Origin of the sequence: Candidatus Formimonas warabiya (assembly GCF_002777255.1) — a bacterium.
GTDB lineage: Bacteria > Bacillota > Dehalobacteriia > Dehalobacteriales > Dehalobacteriaceae > Formimonas > Formimonas warabiya.
In genome coordinates this window covers 3,102,816-3,121,316 of sequence record NZ_CP017634.1, presented here as the reverse complement: position 1 = coordinate 3,121,316, position 18,501 = coordinate 3,102,816, and the positions used below count along the sequence as shown (strand labels likewise).

The following is an 18,501-nucleotide window of genomic DNA, read 5'->3' as shown; positions in this document are numbered from 1 at the left end:
TATTTTTACATAGATTTTTATGGGGTGAAAACTTTGATAAGAAAGAGTATTATGGTCACAACCGTTTTGATATTCGTGTTATTATTTTCTTCTTGCAGCAGTTTAAGACCTACAGAAAATTCCTCTAAAGAACTACTGGCAAATCGGGATGAACTCCCAAAATTACAACAACAGATTGAACAATTGCAAAATGAAAAGAAGTCGTTACAGTCCCAGATCGATAGCCTTCAGTCTGTTTGGTCGGCAGATTTAACCGGAGACGGTAAAAATGAAACCATCATCGCTCCACCATGGCCGACTCCTGTGTCATTATTTGAGCAGGGCGGTTCTCTAAAAGTTGAATCTGCTGAGAAAAATATTCTCATTGATGAAAAATCAGGCATCATGAGCGTTGTCGGCATTTATAATGTCGGGGCAAAAACGCCCGTGCTTATTACATTACAATGGGGCGGAGGCTCCATGGGGAATTATTACGGCGCTTATTTATTTGATCCTGATGATCATAAACTGAAAAGGCTGCAATGGGACCATTATGAGGTTGCTATTGGATCATTGGATGACAGTATGTGTAAGCCGGGAAGTATTGTGATAAAAAACCGCGGGTTAAAATCAAACGGAGAATATCAGCCATTTTATCAACGCTGGATTTTCAAGGATGGGCAGATGATGTCTGTGGAAAAATGGGATCCGGTTTTATTGGATACGGCATCCGAGAAGTAGCTGATTCCGCCTCGGGGAGACATTGAATGATACCAAGGAATTTATAACGAACAGCACTGGTATAACAGAGGAGACTTTGATTGTAATTTAAGGATTACAACCGAATTCTTTGGAAATTTTTTTGCTGTATAGTATTAAATCTGCAATAATCATATCTTCATTTTCCCTTATACGCACAGTTGGGCCTAATACACTGATTGTACCCAGAATCTCACCTTTATGATTAAATATGGGAGCGGCAATTGTATATAAGCCTAATTCAACTTCTTCATTTTCGAGGGCATACCCCTGAATTCTCACCTTTTCCAGAACTTCCTTGATTGTATTTATATCGCTTAAGGTGTTTTCGGTATATCTGATAAGTTTTATTTTCTTTAGGACTTCATTCAAGTCTTTTTGATTTAGGTTAGCTAGGATTAGCTTTCCCGATGCCGAGGCATGCAAAGGTATCTTGAGGCCAATCTTTGACGTCATCGCAAAAAATGAAAGAGGGGATTCTATCTTCTCAATAATGTAAAGGTTACCGAATTGATAAAGACAAAAATTGGAGGTTTCCTTATATTTATTGGTAAGTAATTTCAGATAAGGACGGACAATTTCTCTGATATCAAGGTCCTCGAGGACCAGAGTTCCTTTTTCAAGGAGTTTGGTGCCCAGTTTATATTTGCTTTTCTCCGGTATTTTTTCTATATATCCATTTACCTGTAGGGTAAGTAAAATCCCATGTACCGTACTTGCATTGAGATTTAAAATCTCACTTATTTCACTTAGAGAGAGCTCTTTTTTATTGTAATCAAAACATTCCATAATATCAATTGCCCTTTGGACCGACTGTATAAGTTTGGGGTTTTGACTCATTTTTACCTCCTATAAGTTCAACAAGGTTCTAAGCATAATATTACAACATTTTTAACAAAAAGAATAGAAATCAGGCTATATGGGCTAATTGACAAAAAAACAATTCGTATTATAATGATAATATCAAATTGATTCGATATTATCAAATATTACTTATTGCTGTCCCCTAAAGATAAAAATTAAAAATCTTGATGATAATCGTGCGCAGCTTTTGATGGTTATCCATCAAAAGATCCCCTTATGGACCATCTCAAATGATTAGTTTGGGATGGTTCTTTTTAAAAACTGTTGTAACGATTTTTTTTGACCTAACTTCCCAATAATTTAATCCAAAATAGATGCCATGCGGGTTTACCTGCATGGCTCCGTCATTTTTAAAAAGATATGATTTTAGTCACATGTGAAATATGCGATCTTTGTTTATAATCTTACCAGCCGGGAATGATGCTGGCACAAAGTTCGGCCAGGACGGCAAGAGAGTTGCCGATGATTACGGATGTGAGAGGGGAGTGGAAGGATGAGTAAAGCAAATATGCCAATAAAGTGGAAAGGCCCTGAGGAAAAAATAAAAATTAATTTTGAAGTAACAAAGAAAATAAGAAATAGAATGCTTTTGTTGGCGATGAGTCTCGTCCTGGCCTTGATGCTGCTGCCGATGGGCAGACCCATGGTTTGGGCGGCGGACGGAGAATTTTCCGGGGGGAGCGGCACGGCAGAAGACCCATGGCAGGTCGCCACTGCGGTGCAGTTGAACAACGTGCGCAACCACCTGAGTGGGAATTTCATCCTGACAGCGGACCTCGACCTGACCGCCTACCTGTCACCCGGCGGAGACGGTTATAACGCCGGCAGCGGCTGGGAGCCTATCGGCTCATCAAAGACAAGCAGTTTTACCGGCACTTTTGACGGCAACAACAAGACGATCGCCGGCCTCTTTATCAACCGGCCCGGCCAGGATAACACCGGCCTGTTCGGATATGTACAGTATGCTGACGAGCAGCACTCCGGCGTCATCAAGGACCTGGGGCTGCCTGGGGTCGACGTGACCGGTAAAGCAAATGTTGGCGGATTGGCTGGATACCTGGTCGGAGGCGCTATCACCGGCTGCTATGCGACAGGCGGTGTGACCGGGAAAGAAAGTAGTGTGATAGCAAGTACCGGCGGGCTTGTCGGATATGCCACCGGCTCCACTTTAGCTTTAAAGGACGGATCCATCGGGGCCTCTTATGCCGCTGTAAATGTTAGGTCGGTACACCATGCCGGCGGTTTGGTGGGAGAGGCAACGATGTGCGCCATCTGGGACTGCTATGCCACCGGCACGGTGACGGCAACCGGGTCAAGCGGGACAAACGGCCAATACGCCGGTGGGCTGGTATCCGTCATTATTATCTCTCCTCCGCCCAGAACATGCACCATTACAAACTGCTACGCCACAGGACTCGTCACGGCATCTAGACTAGCAGGGGGTCTTGTGGGGCAGATAAACACCGGTGGCAGCGTCGTGAACTCCTATTATGGCGAGACCACCGGGCGGACCGACAGAGACAAAGGCGAGTGCAAAACTGTGGCTCAAATGAAGCGGCAAAACACATTTAACGGCTGGGATTTCACGGCGGAAACAGGGATCTGGAGAATCATTGAGGGCTACACATATCCCGTGCTCCAATGGCAGACTGAGACACCTGAGGAGAGCAACGCCCTGATCGATCTGGACCTGGCCGCGCTGGAAATAACCTATGCCGAGGGCGACAGTGCGGACAATGTGACCCAAAACCTGGCGCTGCCTATGGTCGGGGCCCATGGCACGGCCATCGGCTGGAGTTCGGACGATCCTTCTACAGTAGCAGTCGATGGGACGGTCACCAGGCCAATCGACGGCAACCGTGCCGTGACGCTGCGGGCCACTGCGAGCCGGACGGGCGGAACAAGTCGGACCAGGGATTTTACGGTGACGGTCTTAAAGGCTGCCAAGGCGGATGGCCCTGAAGCGCCTGCGCCGCCGGAGCTCCTGAGTAAAAATCACAACCGCGTGACCCTGGCGGCCAACGCGGCGTATGAATACCGGGTAAACGGCGGTAGCTGGCAGGACAGCAATGTGTTTACAGGACTGACTCCCGCCACCCAGTATACGTTCACCACCCGCATCAAGGAGACGGCGACACACTTGGCCTCGGCGGAAAGCGGGGCGCTCAGCGTCACCACTGATCCGGCGCCGCAGATGGGCGGAAGCGTAACCATCGACGGCACCGCCAGGTTTGGCATGGAATTGACGGTAAACATCAGCGGTCTTACCTATGAACCCAGTGCCGAAGGCAATGTGCTTGCCTACCGGTGGCAGCGGGACGGGACGGATATCCCCGGTGCGGCAAACAGTACTTACACCCTGGAGGCGGCGGATATCGGCCGGATCATCACCGTGACCGTGACGGCCGACGGCATCCACGCCGCGGGTAGTGTGACCAGCACGCCGACAGCCGCCGCCGTCAAGGCCGACGGACCGGAAGCTCCCCCTGCACCGGAGCTTCAGCGCAAGACCTTCAACCGTGTGACGCTGACGGTCAACCTCGCCCTTGAATTCCGAATAAACGACGGTAACTGGCAGGACGGCAACATCTTCACCGGCCTGACCCCGGAGACGGAATATACCTTTACAGCCAGAATCAAGGAAACGGCTACCCATATGGCGTCAGCTTCAAGCACGGCCATGACGGTTACCACCTACGGCCTGGCGGAGAGGGGCGGAAGCGGCACAGCGGACGATCCCTGGCAAATAGCGACCGCTGCCCAATTGGATCTCGTTCGCAACGACCTGGGGGCCCACTACATTCTGGTCGACGATATTGACCTGTCTCCTTATCTTGCTGCAGGAGGCGCCGGTTATAACGGCGGTGCCGGCTGGGCGCCGATCGGCACAGGCGAGGGCAGCGGGTTCAGCGGGACTTTCGACGGCGACGGTTATGCCATAAGCAATCTCACGCTCCATAACAGCACGCTCCGGTACGCCGGGTTGTTCGGCTATGTGGCAAGCGGCGCGGCGCTGGAGAACATCAAGCTGACCAATGCCGTCATTGCTTCGGATGTCGCCGAGGCCTATGTCGGTGGCCTGGCCGGGCAAAATGAGGGAAGCATCGACAACTGTTCCATCTCGGGCAATGTCAACGTTTCTACGGCCCAATTTGCCGGCGGCCTCGTCGGCACCAGCAATGGAACGATCAACAATTGCAGCAGCGCCGGGAATGTCAGCTCCGGCGGCAAAGCCGGCGGGCTGTGCGGTTATAACGGCGGAACCGTTACCGGCAGCTATAGCGGCAGCAATGTTGTGGCCGGGATGGCCGGGATGTACGGGGTGGATTGCGGAGGATTGATCGCTTTCAACAGTGGTCTTCTGGTCAGCAACTGCTACAGCACGGGTAGCGTCACCGGTAGCGGCGGGGGCTCCGTGGGCGGCCTGATTGGTTTTAACGATAGGCAGAGCTCCTCCCTCAGCAACTGCTACAGTACCGGTCACGTGAGCGGCGGCTATTACGCCGGCGGCCTGATAGGGTTTGTTAACGGCGGGTCGCTTCAGCATTGTTACTATGACCAAGAGACCTCGGGTAAAAGCGACTCCGGCATAGGAAGGACTCCTGAAACCACTGCGGACATGAAACGGCGGGGCACCTTCACCGGTTGGGATTTTGCCAGGGACTCGGGTACATGGAGAATGATTGAGGATTACACTTACCCAATTCTGCAATGGCAGTCCCGGACTGCGGAAGAAATCGCCGCCGCCAATACCGTGATCGGTCTGGACAGGGACGCCCTTGCGATAGCTTATACCGAGGGTGACAGCGCCGGCAGGGTGACCCGAGACCTGACGCTGCCCTTAAGCGGCGCCCATGGCAGTACCATTGCCTGGGCCTCTTCTGACACCGAAACCGTGGCCAATAACGGCGCGGTAACCAGGCCGGCCAATGCAAACAAGAACGTTGTCCTGACCGCCACAATCAGTTATCCGGGCGGGACCGCCCGTCAAAAACAATTTACCCTGATCGTCATCGCCTCGGCAGGCGCCACCGGCGCCATTACCGGCACGGTCACGGATAGCGCGGGCCCGGTGGAGGGTGCTGCCGTGAGCGTAACGGCGGGGGGCGTCGCTTACTCGGCCACCACCGGCAGCAACGGTGTCTTTACCATTGCCAATGTGCCCCAGGGGACGGGCTATACCGTGACGGCAGCGAAAGCCGGCTATAACGGCGGCAGCGCCGGCGGGGTGAACGTAACAGCAGGGGAGACCACTTCCGGCGTGCGGATTATCCTGATCTACGACAATGGGGGCTGTCTGGTCACCTATCGCGGCGCGCAGCTGATCCCGCAGGGGGACGATACCTTTGATATCCGTTTTATCGGCACCCTTGACGACCTGGATGCGGACGCCGTCGGCTTTGTCTTCTCCAAATACGAGCAAGTGCCGACGATAGACAATGTCCCTTCCGAACAGGTGAGGTCGACAAGTACCGTGTACGATTCGGTGACGAGAGAGGGTATTACCGTTACGGCTAAGGACAGCGGAGGAACCTATATCATCGCCTGCACGGTTACCGGTATTCCCGCCGGCGAAGCCGGCGTCCCGCTCCATGTGCGGGCCTTTTCCCAAAAGGGAACGGTAACGGCGTTCACTCCGGTGTGGACGGTAACGGTTGCCGGGCTGCAAGACCTGTAATTGCGGAAAGGGGGGAGTATGCGATGAAAAAGGCTTATGAAAAGCCGGAGATGGAAATCATTGTATTTGAAATGGAAGATATCCTGACGACGAGCGGTTTGGGTTTCGACGGCGCCGGCTTCGATGACATCCTGGACTGGGAGGATATTACACACTGATTATTTGCCGTAGTCAAACCATCAAAGACGTTGAAGTAAGACCCCTGACTAAAGACGGCTACTATAAAAAACGCGCGTATGTTTACGGTGTGTTTAAGTTGTTTTGTTTATATATGTCATGGGTATGTCATGGGGACAGGTCCACTGACATGAAAGGATAAATTAGTAGGAAGATGGCCTATGTCAACGGACCCGTTCCTGTGACAGCCTTCTTAATAATACCCAAATTTGCGAAAGAACCCGTATGCCTTCGGATAAGACGGAATATGTACACCAAGAGATGCCCTTTTGCAAGTAAGAACTTATTTTACGTTATCGAATTCTATATTGATTTTATTCTTCAATAAACTGTATTAATTCTGAGTTGAATCTTTCACGCTGGTCGTAGAATAGGAAATGACCACATGCTTCAAAGGGCACAAGCTTAGAATTTTTTATACTATTCTTCTGTGAAACAGCTAACGGGTATAGGCATACTTGGTCATTGATACCGTGAAGGATCAGAGTCGGAACCTTAATTGTTTTCAGGTCGTAAAATAAGCCTTCTTCACCTAGCCATGTATTTGCAATAGCCGCAGTAGACCAACTGGCCGCTTGCAGACCCAATTGGAAAATCCAATATGATAGTGGCTTACTAACAGGATTATAGAAAATCATATTTCCAAAATCTCTTAATGCTTTGGGCCGATCAGTATATATACCTTGTATGATGTTAATTACAGCTTGTTTTTGAAGACCATATGGAAAATACGGGCGCTGGATAAGACTTGGTGCCGCAGCAGCAAAAAGAGCAAGCTTTGATACTCCGTAACCGTTATGCCTGGCCATGTACCGGACACAAATCGCACCTCCTGTTGAATGTCCTCCAAGAATAAAATTCTTTAATCTGAGCGCATGGACCACACTCCGGATATCATCTGATAAACGGTTATAATCGTAACCGGTCCAGGGCCTATCTGATAAACCGAACCCCCGGCAGTCTATTCCTATGCACCTATACCCCACTTTGGGCAATTGGTTAAACTGGTATTCAAATAAATTATGGTTACCCGGCCATCCGTGAATAAACAGGATTGTTTTGTTGCCTGACGGGTTTATATCTTCCACATAGATTTTTACATTCCGTTCAACGCCAATAAAAAATCCCATGTAAATTCCTCCCTTTTAAGTTTAATATACAGTATATTCACATGAGAATTCATATGTGAAGGTTTGCGCTTTGTAGTGCACCCTGTTGTCAAGACGCTTTTCAAATTATTTAAGCTATGGTGCACTTCCAAATAATTAATTTTTTTGAGCAACCACCGCATACGCATTTTACTGACTCCGGCCGCATTGGAGTGTCAAAGGAACGGGGTTATTGATAACGCCTCGAATTGTACTATTGCTTCAGTGTCAGGTATACTTGATTCAAACAACCATTCTGCTGTGCTTTATATAAGGTATACTTGACACAATTGTGGGGTAATACAGTGAAAAACAATGTAAAGCGCTTTCGGGAAGAGCGCGGTCTAACACAAAAAGAACTGGGAGAGCACGTGGGAGTTTCACGCCAGGCGGTCAACGCGATAGAAACAGGCAAGTTTGATCCTTCGATTTAGCTTGCGTATGATCTGACGCAATTTTTTGGTGTATCGATTGACAACTGTGGTACTTGCAGACCTAGTGTATGTGTTCGTATGCAGATGGAGATAGAGATATAAAAATTATCTTCAAAAAGATATGTTTTTTTGTCACATATAAATAAAAACAGCTTTACCTGTAATTTATTATCAGCCGAATATAGAGTTCCAAATTATTAATAATAAAGGATTTTGGTTGGCTTTTTTAACAGGGTAGACGCAAAATTATATCCCAAAAATTGCCCAAAATTAATTGTTGACATTTAATACAAAAGGTAAATTTAATAAATAAATATTTATTTATTAATAGATTTGTAAGTGAGGCTATTTTTATGGCAAGAATTGCTGAACCTGAGAAAATGGAAAACATAAAAAGAGCAACGATGGAGGCTTTAGTCGAACATGGTTATGGGAGGATGTCAATTGCCTTATCAGTGAAAAAGCAGGAGTATCACCAGGCTATTTATACCGGTATTACAATAATAAGGAGGAATTAGTGCAACAATTAGTGGAATCCATTGTTGAGGATATGAAAAAAAACTTTTTATCAAAAATTGATACGGCAGTTAATGCTTATGAGGCTATTTATGAATATGTACAATTTCTTCATGAACAAGCCAATCTTGATCCCATACGAGCAAATTTTATTACTGCAGTTGCCCTTGATGTAAAAGTACCCTTAATTGAAAAAAAGGAAAATTACAAGGAAATCATTGAAATCTCACAGAGCTTTATTAATTTGGCTGGAAAAAAGAAAGAATTTAATCCAGAAGTCACTGCTAAGGAGGTAGCTTTGGTTCTATTTACAATTCCTTATAGAAATATAGCTTTATCATTGGATGAAGACAAAAATAAGAAATTTACAAAGGAGGAAACGAAAAGAATTACTGAAATTTGCTGAATGCTTTGAGATAAAAAAATTTCTCCATTAATAAATAAATATTTATTTATTAACTAATGAGGAAGGACGGCATAAATATGAAAAAGTTTTTATTGCTCTTTATTTTATTGACTTTGGTACTGAATTTATCTGGTTGCTCAAATAGTAAAACTGTTACCAATTAATTCAATGTCTCTTTAAAATTGTCATAGAAGTATTAAAAAAGGTTAAAATAAATTGTCGCAGTCCATCCAGCAAAACCTTATAATAATTTCGAAGGAGTGAATGAAGACCTTTCAATACCAATCTTTGAGTTTTTTGTCGAAACTACAAGAATCTTTATTAATATGGTATTAAAGGACACTTTTAGTCGCTACCAAGATATTAAATGGGTATTCCAACGTGCCGGGGCATTTATTCCGCTTCTGTCCAACAGATGCGATTCTTTCTCAATTCATGAACTTTTGTGTAAATCCTTATTAAAGAAGGTGAAAAATATATGAAGCTTATTAATAATATTAAAGACACAGCCCTGATTTTTGAAGGGGGCGGCATGAGAGCCAGTTATACAGCAGGCTTTTTAAATACACTGCTGGAAAATGAGATATATTTTGATTATGTTGCAGGGATTTCCGCAGGCTCGAGCCACAGCGTCAATTACTTGTCCAGGGATATTAAACGTTCTAGGCGCTCCTTTGTAGACCTGGTATTGGATCCTAATTTTGGCGGGTGGAAATCATTTTTTAAGGGAGAGGGGTTTTTCCGCTCTCAGTATATCTATGAAGAAACGTCTTACCCTGATGCTTCACTTCCCTTAGATTTTGATACATTTACGGCAAACCCGGCGCAACTTCGTATTGGTGCTTTTGAACGGAGCAGCGGAGAAATGATATATTATACGAAAGAAGATATTCATAACATGCAGGACTTGATGAAAATTGTTCGAGCCTCGTCATCAATGCCTATATTTATGCCTCCTACGTATTTTGGAGACCATTATTTTGTAGACGGCGGTCTGGGTGGCGGGATTGCTCTTGATATTGCCAAAAGGGATGGAGTGAAGAAGTTTTTTGTTGTCTTAACCCGTCCGAAAGGATACAGAAAAAATCCGATAAAATTCAAAGGAATCATTAAGGCTTATTATCATAAATATCCTCGTGTAATTGAAGCAATGTTCAATCGGCATATTATTTACAATCAAACCCTTGAAGAACTTGAAGAGATGGAGAATGAAGGCAAGGCCTTTCTTGTCTATCCGGATGTCATGCCGATATCTAATCGTGAGATTAATTACAAAAAGCTGTCTGAAAGCTATGAATTGGGTTATGCTCAAGGCAAACGGGATTTATCAAGATGGAAAGAATTCCTATGCATTGAATAGCTTTAATCCATAAGTCTCGACTCTCTTTTTTGCCAATCCGAGTTTTGCCTATGTTCAGTCATAAAGACCCCCGAGGCAAAATAAATATGGCGATGAGCATCACATTACTACGTTCTATTAATCTTTAAGTTGGTTCATTATAAAACGGTGCAGTGTGGATCCAGCCTTTCATCTTCCCATACTTTAGGTACTTATCAAATAAATCCATTTCCGTCTCCAGAAAGCCATGAAAGAATCTTCTTAAAGAATCATTTCTGGTTGATTCCACAGCAGCCCTCAGATGCAGGTCCATGGCCTCCTGAATTCCCCTGAAAATTGTGCGATAGATAAATTCATCCTCAATGGTTTCCGGATCAATCGGAGATTTAAAGGCCTCAGGCGGTCTCTGGGGCAGAGGAATTTCATATGTAGTAAGTTCCTTTTCCAGTTTAGAAGCCTCATTGTCAAGAACCAGCAAACCAGCATCCATTAACATGCGAAGATCCTTATCATGAGCGAAATTATAAAACAGCTTCGTTAATTCAAGCTGGTCATATCTTAAATTAATGTGGTCCCATAAATGGTAAGCTTCAGTAACGTTAAGGGGCTCTTCTTTAACGGGCTTAGCTGATTTAAAGGTGGGATCAGGTTCATGCCATCCCTTCATTTTTCCGTATTCCAGAAAGTCGTTGAAGTTGTCCAACTGTTTCTTCAAAAAAAGGCGAAAAATACTTCGCAGCTGGTCGTTAGTTGTGCTGGTTCGGACAGCACGGCTGATTCTAAATAAATCTTCCGTGGTAGCGCCAAATATGGATCGATAGATATATTGGTCTGTAAACTCTTCTACTTGTACTGAAGTCTTCACATCCTGAGGAGGCCTTCTCGTCTGCTTAATATTTAATTTAGTCGCCTCTTTAGTGAGGATATTGATTTGATCCTCCAGCCTACCTAGATTATCATTGATGGCAACGCTTAATTCCCGGTCGTGGACGAAATTCCGGAACAGTTGAATCGTCTCGACCTGTTCATGCCTTGAGCGTAATAGGCTCCAGATATTAAAGACTTCTTCAATGTCCACACTCTCTTTATCTCCTGACGCGTTCTTGAAAAGGGAAAAATTCATAAAGACCTCCTCAAAGAGATTTCATATAAAACTATTGTTCCTTCAAAACTGGATATTATGCCATAATAAATATAAATGGCTTTTTTGCAAAGACCGATCATTTTTGTATATAGAACTTGAGCCCTCGTGATCTAGGTTCTGTTACTTTTATTGCTTTTTTATGATATACTGAGTGCAAAATGAGTGAAACTAAAATGATTGGAGTTGAGTGCGATGAAAAAACCATTTATTATCGCTGTTGTTGGTTCATTGCGGAAGGATTCATACAACAGGCAGCTGGCGAGAGCAGCTCAGGCCATCGTCGGTGACCGGGCGGAATTTGAAATACTTGATTATTCCGATGTGCCGTTCATGAATCAGGATCTCGAATTTCCTGCCCCGGAAGCGGTGCGGCGTGTGCGCGATCAGATCAAAGCGGCCGATGGCGTCTGGTTTTTTACGCCCGAATATAATCACTATTTTCCGGGTGTCCTGAAAAACCTCATTGACTGGCTCTCACGTCCGATCAGCAAAGAAGAACCGCAGGTTCTTACCGGAAAACCGGCGGCTATCAGCGGTGTTACTCCAGGTATGTCCGGGACAGGGCTGGCACAAGATCATCTCGTTACCCTGCTCAGTTTTCTTGATATGCATATCATGAACATTCCGCGGCTCACTATTCCCAGTGTGGCTCAGCAACTTGATAAAGACGGCGGGCTTGCCCTGACGACAAGCGCGCCTTTTCTGGAGAAACAGGCCGATGCGTTTATTCGTTTCATCGCAGACGAGCAGCGATAGTAGGGCACTTACTGAAAAAATAGCATCTTTTGTACCTAACTTCTCATACGAAAATCAAAAGGACTTGAACCCGCGTGGTTTAAGTCCTTTTGTTTCTGCCATACTTATATTTTGTAAATCTCATGCTTCAGAGGGATTTTGAATGGTCTAAAACTGATTTATCGAAAAACAATAAAATTATATTTAATAACGATATAATATATGGTATGCTGAACAGTAGCAATTGTTGGATAATGCTAAGTCTGAAATAATCCCGGAATATTTTGTCCTGTTGAGGACTAGATAGAGGTCGATGATGAAAAAAAAGATTTTGCTGATACAACCGGAAAATAAAGAAATTAACAACTTTAGAAAGAAGCAATTCAATAATTTCGTTCAAATAACGATTCCGTATTTGGCGGCATTTATTGACGAGGACCTATTCGAAATCACACTGGTGGATGAGTATAGCCAAAAGATCCCTTTTGATATTGCCTTTGACTTAATAGCCATTACCGTAAATACTCCCAATGCATATCATTGTTATAAAATAAGTAAAATCTTTCGAGACAAAGGAGCAAAGGTGGTACTGGGAGGCCCCCATGTTACCCTGCTGCCCAATGAAGCCGAAAAGCATTGCGATTATCTTGTGGTTGGTGAAAGTGAAGAAACCTGGCCTCGATTTCTTAAGGACTTTTATAACGGAAGTGCCAAGGCAAGATATGAGCCCGCCCATGTGCCGTTGCTCAAAAATCTTCCCACTCCACGTTGGGATTTGCTCAAACATAGAACGGCGTTGATGAAAGGAGCCGTTTTTGCAACGAGGGGCTGTCCTTATCAGTGCAGATACTGCAATTTGAAGCAAATTTATTTTGACCGCTTCCGTACCCGCCCCAAAAGCGAAGTGATCAGTGAAATTAAAAGACTAAAATCAAGATATTTCGTATTTTGGGATGATAATTTTTTTGCCGATAAGCCTTATGCCATCGCACTGATGAAAAGCCTTGCTCCTCTGCATAAAAGGGGGGCGGCGCAGGTGACATTGGCAGACTGTATGGATGAAGAATTATTGCATGAAGCAAAATCCGCAGGATGCTTATATCTTTTTATCGGCATAGAATCCTTCTCGGAAGCATCTCTCAAGGACGCCGGAAAACAAATCAACCGGATTGGGGATTATCAAAAAATTATTCAAAATATACACAGGCACAACATGATGGTTCAAGCGGGAATTGTCTTCGGTTTTGATACCGATACACCCGAAGTTTTTGAAAGTACGCTTAAAGCATGCGAACAGCTCGGCATAGACGGGGCGACGGTCAGTATTCTTACGCCCTTGCCCCAAACACCGATTTATCATCAAATGAAAGAGGAAGGCCGCCTTGTTACAGAAAATTGGACTTGCTTCAATGGAAAAACATACGTGGCGTACACACCGAAAAACTTGACAGCCAGGCAGCTATATGACGGTTACGTGAATTTTAGAAAGAAGTTTTATTCATTATCCTCTTTCATAAAACGTATCCGTGTTTCGAGAACACATGTCCTGCATAATTTAATTATAAATCTAGGGTATCGATTGGCGATTCGTGAGACGACTTATCAAGATTTAACCCAAAAAGGCAATGAGGTTTTCTGGTGGTACATGGGCGGCGGGAGCGGCCTGGATGTGCAATATGATGCGGATTCTGCACAACCCTTTTATCCCGTAGGGAAATTTCATACTATCGCGGAACTGAAAGCGGCCACGGAAGCGGTTTATTCCAAACAATTTTGTGAGGACATTCTCTATCCTGTCGGTTTTAACGAAAACGCGGGGGGTTATATCCTGTTTAAGGAGATTGATGGTGTTCTTTATATCAACAATGATATTGGCGGCATAGGTATACTCGGCGAGATGACCGATCAGATTACCGTGAAAAGCAGTGAGCCGGAAAAGATAACCGTTGCCATCCTTGCTAAAGAGCCAGATCCTGAAAGCGGTGCTGAGAAAGAGGTTTCCTATGACCTTACCCTTGTTAAGGAAAACGGGGCCTGGAAGCTGGACAATTGGTATGATTACGGTGTCGGCAAAACTTTTTGATCCGTCCATCAATTCCTAAGGCTTTCATCTGATAGTCAGGGAGGCAGCGCGGTAAATGTGGTATCGACGGAGTATAATACGATCATTATGGAACCTGATGAGCCGGACCGTCCTGGCTATAACTTTAACGGCTGGTTCAAGGAAGCGGACTGCATTCATGCCTGGGATTTCATCAATGATAAAGTAATCGAAGACATTACGCTTTATGCAAAATGGTTAATGAACAGAGGAAGCGGCTCCGAAGAGGACGATTCCTCCGGCGGTTCCTCCCGGGGCAGTTCTGCTGCACCTGCCGTTACGCCCTCCACGGATCATTTTTCAGTGTACGGCGCGGGCTATACGGCTCCCTCTGAGAAGTTTACGGACATCGCCACCCATTGGGCGAAGGGATCAATCGATTATGTAGTGGGGCGTGGGCTATTCAGCGGCACGGCTGAAACGAAATTCTCACCTGACGCGGCCATGTCCCGCGGGATGCTGGTTACAGTCCTGGGCAGGCTGTCCGGCGTGGATGTGAGCGGGTATAAAACCAGCAGCTTCACCGATGTGAAAGCGGGCAGCTATTTCCTGCCCTATGTGGAATGGGCCTATCAGAAGGGCATCATCAGCGGCGTCGGCGGCGATCAGTTTGTGCCCGACAGGAATGTTACCCGTGAGGAGGTTGCTGTGATCCTGAAGAACTACGCCAAAGCCACAGGATATACCCTCCCGGTCACCCGTACCCCTGTCACATTTGCCGACAACAGCAGTATCGGCAGCTATGCCAGAGATGCGGTGAAGGCTATGCAGCAGGCGGGCATTATGATAGGCGAACAGAACAATGCGTTCCATCCCAAAGCCAACGCCACCCGCGGGTCGGTTGCGGCCACGCTGCAACGCTACATCGATCTGACCATCGACCCTGCAGCCAGGTAAGGTTGAGCACACAAGAAAGCCCTGCTGTCCCTTGGTTTTTCCAGCAGGCGGCAGGACTTTTTGTGTTTAGGGGTCGTTACAAGAAAAGTTCAATTTATTGCTTTGGCAATACCCTATTCAGCTTCTCTCAGACGCTCCACGATGCTTTGCCTGTCCGTGGTTTGATACGCGATCAGGGGAACCAGAATTCCTAAAACTAACAGCAGGGGCAAGACGATCACTAGCGGCCAGAAAACGAAGTGATAACGGGTGAACCAGATTTGCCCGCACATCGGACGCACAATCAGCAGTGAACAGCCGATACTAAGTAAAACCGAGCTTACCGCAGTCAAGACCGCATAGTAGCTGCCTTCAAAGCACAGCATCCCCACCAGTTGTCTGCGTGTCATGCCAATACTTTGCAGCATGGCAAATTCGCGGCGGCGCATCAGGATACTGGTCAAAACAGCGTTGATGAAATTCAAAACGCCAATGAGTCCGATTATCAGCGCCAATGCGCCGCCAATTAGAACGGCCGTATCCTGTATTCCTTCCAGACCGGCCAGTGCGGTAAACTTCGACGCATAGTTCATGGTCGGTTCGATACGGTCCGTATACTGTTTTAAAAAGGACTCCATATCGGCCTCTTTATCATCGGCAACGTTAAAAGCATAGCTCATAACGCAAGTGTTGCCGGTCAGTTCCTTGTATCTATCACCCGGTAAAAAGAAGATAGAGCCCATCCAGCTTCCGTCGGTATTGGTGTTTGGGTTTGCCACCACATGACCCAGCACGGTCATTTCCCGGACATTGCCGCCGCAGGTCAGGGTAATCATATCGCCAACCTGATGGTTAAAGCTGCCTGTTTCCGCGTTGCCGTGATCATCTGTGGTTACGCCCTCCAGGATATACCGGCCCGTGGCAAGCTTTTCCTTGTCAAGCTCCCCGTCCACAAGGCGCAGGCGGGAAAAGGGAAATTCGTCGAGACCGTATATGGCTGTGGAAAACGAACCGTCCGGCTGTTGATTTACTGTCTGGACTGTGGTCTCGCTTTGGTAACTGCCCCAGGAACCGTACAGGCGTCCGCCGGTCTCAAAGCCCTCCTGTTTGCTGACGGCATCCATAAAGCTCTCGCTTAACGCACTTTCCGCACCCCTGTATTTATGATTGAACAAATCCGCATGGCCAATCAAAAAGTCCGCATCGCTGAAATTCTCAAGGGCTTTGTTCACATCCACACTCTGTGAAAGAGTGAACACCGTGTTGGTAAGCACAATGCTGAGGCTTAAGCTAAGGATCACCAATAGGGTGCGCTTTTTATTGCGGCCCAGATTTGCCAGCGCCATCTGTTTTGGCCTGGCACCATTTTGGGAATTTTTAAATTTTTTTCTTTTGACCGGATGATCGGTATAACCCGCCGCTTCTATGGCAGACACCTGAGCCGCCATTTTTCCCGGCTTATGGGTGCTGATAAACACGGTAATCAGCGCAAATGCAGCGGCTCCGGCAAAGATGGGCGGGTCGGGCGATACCGAAACGGCGCTGCCGGCATAGGAGGACTGCTCCATTAATGCCGGCACAAGAGCCTTGCCCACAAAGAAGCCGGCCAGAAGTCCGAGGGGGATGCCGATGAAAGAGAGCATAAAAGCCTGACGGCGGATCATGGCGCGCAGCTGCCGGCCGGTGGCGCCGATGGTTTTCAAAAGGCCGTAGAAACGGATATCCCGCAAAACGGATATTTGAAAAATATTGTAAATGATTAAGTACCCCGTAAACACAAAGAGCAGCAGCGCACAGGCAAGACCGGTCATGGTTCCGGCGTCAAGGGCGACGCCTGTGGACATATAGGCCCAGTTGATGCCGGTGGCCATGTAATTCGGCGCATCCTCGTCCAGGGAAAACCCGCTTTCGGTGACAACGGTTTCCAGGTTTTGTTCGATATTCAGACTGTTTTCAAACTTGATATACCCGCAGACGGCTCCGGTGAGGGAAGAATCTTCATAGTAGGTGTTTTGCAGTTCGTCCAAATGGGTGTCCACATAAGCACGGGAGGAAAAAATATGTCCCACATTGTAGCCAGGATCGCTTTCCCACCAGCCCGCCAATCTGAAATCGCGCGCAACCTGTTTGCCGTGGACGGTGATCTTCAATGTGAGAGGCGCGCCGACTTCCAGGGGAACTCCCATCAGCTCCAGTGTTTTGGTATCGGCAATCACCTCGTTTTCGGCCTTTGGTTTGTGCCCCCTGGTCGGCTCGGCAAAACCATATTTCAGACCCACGTCGTCATAGTACCAAAACTCCGTATGGCGCTTGATAAGGGCTTCGTTGTCGACGCTGTCGCAAAGCGTGCGGCAGTATGCCATTTCCTTAATAAGCGGATGGCTGCTTACCGCGGCATATTCTTCATCGGTAACATATTTAATGACGGCATGTCCATCCCCGCCGGACATCACCATGGCAGCACGCTGCATGCTTTCCGCCGCGCCGAAGCCCATGGTAAAAACGCTGGTGAATAACAGCGCGGTCAGGGCAATGGCAATCACTGCGATAACATTGCGCGTTTTGGCGGCCCGAAAGCTCTTGTCCGCCAGGTTGCGGATGGCTCTTTTATTTTTTACCCTGATCATGCCCGTGCACCGCCCACAATTCTGCCGTCCTCAATGCGGACGATTCGGTCGGCCAGCTGCGCGATTTCCTCGTTATGCGTGATCATCACAATGGTTTGCCGGAACTTTTCGCTTGTGACCTTCAGAAGTCCCATCACATCCTGACTTGTTCTGCTGTCCAAGTTCCCCGTCGGTTCGTCGGCGAGGACAATCGCCGGCTTGGAAGCCAGCGCCCGGGCAATGGCAACCCGCTGCTGCTGACCGCCGGAAAGGTTGTTGGGCAGATTATTTAGCTTACTCTCCAGTCCTAAGGTAGAAATTATCTGATCGACATAGGACTTGTCCGGCTCATTGCCGTCGAGCTGAATGGGCAGGACAATGTTTTCGTACACATTTAAAACAGGGACGAGATTGTAGTTCTGAAACACAAAACCGATCTTTCTCCGGCGGAAGATCGTCAGTTCCTCATCCTTCAGCGCAAAGATTTCCTTACCGTCGACGGTAACGGTTCCACTCGTCGGCCGGTCAAGTCCCCCGAGCAGATGTAAAAGCGTGGATTTTCCGCTGCCGGAGGTGCCTGCGACAGCAACGAACTGGGAATTCTCAACCTGCAGGTCAACACCGTCCAGCGCATGAACGGCGGTATCTCCCCGGCCGTAATATTTTTTCAGATCCTTCGTTTCCAGAATGATCATGTGAATTCCTCCCAATAAAAAGTCTGTACTGCGTCTTTACAATA

General features: G+C 46.9%; 14 protein-coding genes and 2 pseudogenes. 11 read left to right on the top strand and 5 right to left on the bottom strand.

Features of this window, described 5'->3' with window-relative positions; translation table 11 throughout:
- The first annotated feature begins 33 nt into the window (after positions 1-33).
- Entirely contained in the window at positions 34-720 is a 687-nt protein-coding gene (locus DCMF_RS14375) for a hypothetical protein (protein ID WP_214659346.1), read from the top strand.
- 87 nt (positions 721-807) lie between these two features.
- On the opposite strand, the gene DCMF_RS14370 is transcribed toward DCMF_RS14375, so the two are convergent.
- A complete protein-coding gene (locus DCMF_RS14370; RefSeq protein WP_148135056.1) occupies positions 808-1,578 on the bottom strand; it encodes an IclR family transcriptional regulator in 771 nt (256 codons plus the stop codon).
- Between the two features lie 517 nt (positions 1,579-2,095).
- Here DCMF_RS14370 and DCMF_RS14365 point away from each other — a divergent pair.
- Positions 2,096-6,280: an immunoglobulin-like domain-containing protein gene (locus tag DCMF_RS14365; RefSeq protein WP_148135055.1), complete on the top strand. Its 4,185-nt coding sequence runs from the start codon at positions 2,096-2,098 to the stop codon at positions 6,278-6,280.
- A gap of 23 nt (positions 6,281-6,303) precedes the next feature.
- Complete coding sequence (locus DCMF_RS30105; protein WP_257790963.1) at positions 6,304-6,438, top strand: hypothetical protein; 135 nt, start codon at positions 6,304-6,306, stop codon at positions 6,436-6,438.
- A 333-nt stretch (positions 6,439-6,771) separates the two neighbouring features.
- Here the strand turns inward: DCMF_RS30105 and DCMF_RS14360 are convergent, their stop codons facing one another.
- Complete coding sequence (locus DCMF_RS14360; protein WP_148135054.1) at positions 6,772-7,587, bottom strand: alpha/beta fold hydrolase; 816 nt, start codon at positions 7,585-7,587, stop codon at positions 6,772-6,774.
- Between the two features lie 323 nt (positions 7,588-7,910).
- Between DCMF_RS14360 and DCMF_RS14355 the strand changes: the two are divergent.
- The 4 genes and pseudogenes from DCMF_RS14355 to DCMF_RS14345 form a co-directional block, all read left to right on the top strand.
- A pseudogene (locus DCMF_RS14355) lies at positions 7,911-8,036 on the top strand (helix-turn-helix transcriptional regulator); the annotation flags it as partial.
- A 356-nt stretch (positions 8,037-8,392) separates the two neighbouring features.
- Positions 8,393-8,557, top strand: a complete 165-nt coding sequence (locus DCMF_RS29690; RefSeq protein WP_236860280.1) for a hypothetical protein — start codon at positions 8,393-8,395, stop codon at positions 8,555-8,557.
- Positions 8,491-8,961 carry a TetR/AcrR family transcriptional regulator gene (locus DCMF_RS14350; RefSeq protein ID WP_418219653.1) on the top strand — a complete coding sequence of 157 codons (471 nt, stop codon included), beginning with the start codon at positions 8,491-8,493 and terminating at the stop codon, positions 8,959-8,961. The genes DCMF_RS29690 and DCMF_RS14350 overlap by 67 nt, the downstream gene beginning before the upstream one ends.
- Before the next feature lie 478 nt (positions 8,962-9,439).
- A complete protein-coding gene (locus DCMF_RS14345; protein ID WP_148135053.1) occupies positions 9,440-10,321 on the top strand; it encodes a patatin-like phospholipase family protein in 882 nt (293 codons plus the stop codon).
- Between the two features lie 124 nt (positions 10,322-10,445).
- Here the strand turns inward: DCMF_RS14345 and DCMF_RS14340 are convergent, their stop codons facing one another.
- Positions 10,446-11,423, bottom strand: a complete 978-nt coding sequence (locus DCMF_RS14340) for a DUF3231 family protein (RefSeq protein WP_148135052.1) — start codon at positions 11,421-11,423, stop codon at positions 10,446-10,448.
- Between the two features lie 213 nt (positions 11,424-11,636).
- Here DCMF_RS14340 and DCMF_RS14335 point away from each other — a divergent pair, with 213 nt between their 5' ends.
- From DCMF_RS14335 to DCMF_RS14325, 4 genes and pseudogenes are all read left to right on the top strand, one after another.
- Positions 11,637-12,200 (top strand): NADPH-dependent FMN reductase, encoded by a 564-nt coding sequence (locus DCMF_RS14335; RefSeq protein ID WP_148135051.1) that lies wholly within the window; start codon positions 11,637-11,639, stop codon positions 12,198-12,200.
- A 292-nt stretch (positions 12,201-12,492) separates the two neighbouring features.
- On the top strand, positions 12,493-14,262 hold the full coding sequence (locus DCMF_RS14330; RefSeq protein WP_236860278.1) for a B12-binding domain-containing radical SAM protein: 1,770 nt from the start codon (positions 12,493-12,495) through the stop codon (positions 14,260-14,262).
- Positions 14,263-14,304: 42 nt separating this feature from the next.
- Positions 14,305-14,472 (top strand): annotated as a pseudogene (locus DCMF_RS30100) (InlB B-repeat-containing protein); the annotation flags it as partial.
- A 9-nt stretch (positions 14,473-14,481) separates the two neighbouring features.
- Positions 14,482-15,177 carry an S-layer homology domain-containing protein gene (locus DCMF_RS14325; RefSeq protein ID WP_257790974.1) on the top strand — a complete coding sequence of 232 codons (696 nt, stop codon included), beginning with the start codon at positions 14,482-14,484 and terminating at the stop codon, positions 15,175-15,177.
- A 113-nt stretch (positions 15,178-15,290) separates the two neighbouring features.
- Here the strand turns inward: DCMF_RS14325 and DCMF_RS14320 are convergent, their stop codons facing one another.
- Together DCMF_RS14320 and DCMF_RS14315 are read right to left on the bottom strand one after the other, a co-directional pair.
- Positions 15,291-17,783 carry an ABC transporter permease gene (locus tag DCMF_RS14320; RefSeq protein WP_148135049.1) on the bottom strand — a complete coding sequence of 831 codons (2,493 nt, stop codon included), beginning with the start codon at positions 17,781-17,783 and terminating at the stop codon, positions 15,291-15,293.
- Positions 17,780-18,457, bottom strand: a complete 678-nt coding sequence (locus DCMF_RS14315; protein ID WP_148135048.1) for an ABC transporter ATP-binding protein — start codon at positions 18,455-18,457, stop codon at positions 17,780-17,782. Before DCMF_RS14315 ends, DCMF_RS14320 begins: the two co-directional genes overlap by 4 nt.
- Positions 18,458-18,501 lie beyond the last annotated feature (44 nt).